The sequence below is a fragment of the Acidiplasma aeolicum genome (assembly GCF_001402945.1).
Taxonomy (GTDB): Archaea; Thermoplasmatota; Thermoplasmata; order Thermoplasmatales; family Thermoplasmataceae; genus Acidiplasma; species Acidiplasma aeolicum.
In genome coordinates, this window is sequence record NZ_LKBG01000086.1 from 1 (window position 1) to 2,267 (window position 2,267).

1 protein-coding gene is annotated in these 2,267 nt (G+C 31.5%); it reads right to left on the reverse strand.

The window, feature by feature from the left end; genetic code table 11:
* Positions 1–685: 685 nt before the first annotated feature.
* Positions 686–1,846, reverse strand: coding sequence for a thiolase family protein (locus AOG54_RS02635; RefSeq protein ID WP_055032372.1), 1,161 nt, complete (start codon positions 1,844–1,846; stop codon positions 686–688).
* Positions 1,847–2,267 lie beyond the last annotated feature (421 nt).

Consider the following 2,267-nt stretch of genomic DNA (forward strand, 5'->3'; position numbering starts at 1 on the left):
TACAAAAAATATAATAATATAAAACTTATTTCACGTTTTTATTACGCAAAATAATTGCACAATATAAAATATAATAATTTTGAATTTGTATATTTTTAATGGTAGTTTAACAACGTTCTTAATATTTTTATTTACTCTAATTTTTACATCCTATCAATATTAAAGGTTAAATTTAGAAGTAAATTGTTTTTATTTGATAATCTAACTTAATTGAATACAGTTATCAACAAATATAAATTAAAGCAAACTAAATGAGGCATTTCAATTTATGTATAAATTAGTCTATTAGCCTTCCTTCTATTAATTTCCCTAATTATATTTAGCAACTAATAAATTATTTGCTTTCTATTATAAAATTATTATTGTATATTTTAAAACATAAACATACAAATCTTCTTTGATAATATAAAAATTTTTTAAGTGAATTTAATTTAAATTAACATTTAAATAGAATGAATTACGCTATTTATTATAACCGATTAAAAAATTAGATAGTTTAAATTAATAATAAACTCCATTAATTGTATAGTAAATGCATAATATATCAATAACAAAAAAGAAATTAGAAAATATCAAGTCTAAATAGTTAAATGTAAATGTACGTATAGTTAATTTTCGAATAATATAAAAATAAAAACGGAAAAATATGGAATAATCATAGGTTTATGGCATTTAAGTAAAGTACTTATTCTAATCTCTCTATAATTGCACCGTTGGCCATGCCACCTCCCTCGCATATGGCTATCAAGCCATATCTGTATTTTTTATCATCCATTATATTAAGAAGGGTTGAAACTATCCTGGTGCCAGTTGCACCCAGTGGGTGCCCAAGTGCTATTGCCCCCCCGTTTATATTTACTTTATCATGATTTACACATAATTCCTTTTCCCATGCCAAAACAACCGATGCAAATGCCTCGTTAACCTCAAAAACATCTATGTCATCCAGTGTTAATCCTGTTCTCTTTAGAACTTTTTCAGTGACAGGAATTGGGCCTGTGAGCATGGTTACCGGATCAACACCAACAGCTGTAACGTTTTTTACCACAGCCCTTGGCTTCAGGTTGTACTTTTCAACTGCAGTTTCAGATGCAAGAATTGCCACACTAGCACCATCAGATATCTGGCTGGCATTTCCTGCAGTAATCATCCTTAAATTGGGGAATGCGGGTGGAAGTTCGTTCATTTTTTCAAGATCGGGTTTTTCACGTACACCCTGATCATAATCAAGTATGGTATTTCCATTATATTTTACTGGGATCATTTCCTTTTTAAGTAATTCTCTGGCCTTTGTGGCCCTAATATGGCTTTCATAGCTCAGTAAATCCATCTCCTGTCTGGATATTTTGAACTTCTTTGCTATAAGCTCGGCACCGTATGCCTGGCTGAACCACTCATTGCCGAGATTATATCTTCTCCTTAAACCCTCTGTTATTGGATTCTCCTTTTCGATGGTGCTTAACATTGGCACCCTTGTCATGGATTCCACACCTGAGGCTATCGCAATATCATAATCCCCGGACATAATTCCATTCCTTGCAAATTCGAGGGCCTGAAGGCTTGAACCACACTGCCTGTCAATTGAAACACCCGGGACAGATTCAGGTAATCCCGCAGATAACCATGCATTTCTGGCTATGTTTCCTCCCTGATTGCCGGTCTGGCTTACACAGCCTGTTATAAATTCATCAACATTTTCTGGGTCTATTGAATTATAATCCAGTACCTCACGGGTCAGATTTCCAAGGAGGTCAACTGGATGCACATCCTTAAGAGCGCCATTTCTTTTACCTATAGGGGTTCTCTTTGCATCTATTATATAAACATTTGAGGTATTGCCATTCATATTATAATATATTTGGCATGGCCTTTTATATCTTTCGAGCAGGGAATAAGTATTTTTAATATTAAAAAGATGGCATTTTGTTGAGTATACATGCCTACATTGGTTTAAATTTAGCTATGATATGGATAAAAATAGTCTTAAAAATGAACAGATAGCAGGATTAAACCATATAAATTCCATTGATTCATTAGGCTTGGTTTATAATAATTTTTCCGGAATTTACATTCACACCATTTACTGAATTCTTGCCGGCAGATACATTGGGCATAAAAATAAGAAATGGTATTATTTAGGCAATTTAATTTTATTTTTAGTGCAATATTTTTTTAAATTGTTATCAAATGTGAATAAGGGTACATTATTAATTTTTGATATAAATGATATTATTATATCATTGAAATTTTTGAATTCGTAAATATTA

What these genes read in the sequence shown, in the direction of transcription:
- AOG54_RS02635 (WP_055032372.1), bottom strand. Translation starts at nt 1,846, where the DNA reads ATGAATGGCAATACCTCAAATGTTTATATAATAGATGCAAAGAGAACC.